Origin of the sequence: Escherichia sp. KTE172 (assembly GCF_000408845.1) — a bacterium.
GTDB classification, from domain to species: Bacteria; Pseudomonadota; Gammaproteobacteria; order Enterobacterales; family Enterobacteriaceae; genus Escherichia; species Escherichia coli.
Genome location: NZ_KE137316.1, coordinates 4,524,725 through 4,526,016 on the forward strand (window position 1 = coordinate 4,524,725; position 1,292 = coordinate 4,526,016).

At 37.4% G+C, this 1,292-nt stretch carries 3 protein-coding genes and 1 pseudogene; all 4 read right to left on the reverse strand.

The genetic code is table 11. The features are described 5' to 3' along the window. On the reverse strand, window positions 1-104 hold a 104-nt coding region (locus tag G434_RS31145; protein WP_016249754.1), incomplete at its 3' end, for an ISAs1 family transposase. A gap of 78 nt (window positions 105-182) precedes the next feature. Next, window positions 183-383 (reverse strand): hypothetical protein, encoded by a 201-nt coding sequence (locus tag G434_RS0126110; protein ID WP_000132348.1) that lies wholly within the window; start codon window positions 381-383, stop codon window positions 183-185. Between the two features lie 86 nt (window positions 384-469). Next, window positions 470-931, reverse strand: a complete 462-nt coding sequence (locus G434_RS02995) for an SUKH-3 domain-containing protein (protein WP_001015686.1) — start codon at window positions 929-931, stop codon at window positions 470-472. 187 nt (window positions 932-1,118) lie between these two features. Then, window positions 1,119-1,292 (reverse strand): annotated as a pseudogene (locus G434_RS30085) (ISAs1 family transposase); the annotation flags it as partial.

Consider the following 1,292-nt stretch of genomic DNA (forward strand, 5'->3'; position numbering starts at 1 on the left):
CAAATAGTCAACAGTAGAATATCCGATAATTTATGTTCCACTTTCCAGGCTTGTCTGTAATCGGGGGTAATAGAAATATGTTCCATCAATTTTTTAAGTTCCATTTTGTTCTCCTTAATTATGTAAGGAGTATTTGATCATGTATAAGCAATAAAAAACAGCTTCAGGTAATGAGGAATATCTCAATTTGTAAACATAAAATGCGAATTATTTAGTACAAAAAGTGTACTTCTGATGATCTTTCCCTGGGAGGTGATACTGACCGTCTGCCCGAATTCGTCATAGAGGAAAAACGTCGCGCCGCCCTCCGGGTCAATTTCACACACCGGAAGCCGGTCTTCACTGAAGCGGATAATGGTGGTATGCCCCAGCGAATCAGTCATCTCCAGCTCATGGCAGAAATCATTCCATACAAAGTGGTAGTCGTAGTACCCGCCGTCGCCCAACAGCAATCAATCATCGAATCAAATTAACTTGACAAGGTTTTTATTTTTTCGTGTTCGAAAAATAAATGTAGCATAGCGTCATTAATATTACCGCCTATAATACAAAAATAGTTATCAAAACCACCATAAAGAGCACCATCATCTGAAATAAAATATGTCATATGCTCAGAAAAACCAACACCAACAGGACATAAACGCTTATTGACCAATGGTTCATAGACTTCAGTTATCCATTTAGAGTCTATCCAACCAGCAGCTTTTATTGGATCAAAATCGGATTTATCATACTCATTAGGATCTGAATAAGATTCATGCCGTACTATCAACCCTCCAAACTCTGATAAAAAATCACAAATAATTTCATTAACAAAATATTTCTTAATGGATAAACACTTTATATATTTATCTATGTTTTCTTTTCTGCCATAGTGCCATCCATTTTGCAACAGGACACTCATCACTTGTTTATTCGTTATATGATTCATAATTACCCCGTTAATACATTAATTCCTAAATATTTGAAAATTTCCTGACAGTTTCTACAGTTCGGAAAAGCACTTCCATCACCAGTATGAACTGTAGCCATTTCCAAATCATGCAACGATGAATTATCTTTGAGAGCTTTATTCACCGCATCTATTTCAGCACAATTATTAACAGCCCAAGGCAAGATTACGAAAGCCCGCACCCCGCAAGGACTGCCGCCAGGTAGTTTCTGTCCATGGCTGCTTTTCGCATCTTACGTCTTAACCCTGCCTTGAATACCTTATCATTCGTTAAAATATTAATAGCGATGTGCCGTATCCCTGAAAATAATTCTGCGGCGTTTCCTCTTCTTATTTTGCA

What these genes read in the sequence shown, in the direction of transcription:
- G434_RS0126110 (WP_000132348.1), bottom strand. Translation starts at nt 383, where the DNA reads ATGACTGATTCGCTGGGGCATACCACCATTATCCGCTTCAGTGAAGAC.
- G434_RS02995 (WP_001015686.1), bottom strand. Translation starts at nt 931, where the DNA reads ATGAATCATATAACGAATAAACAAGTGATGAGTGTCCTGTTGCAAAAT.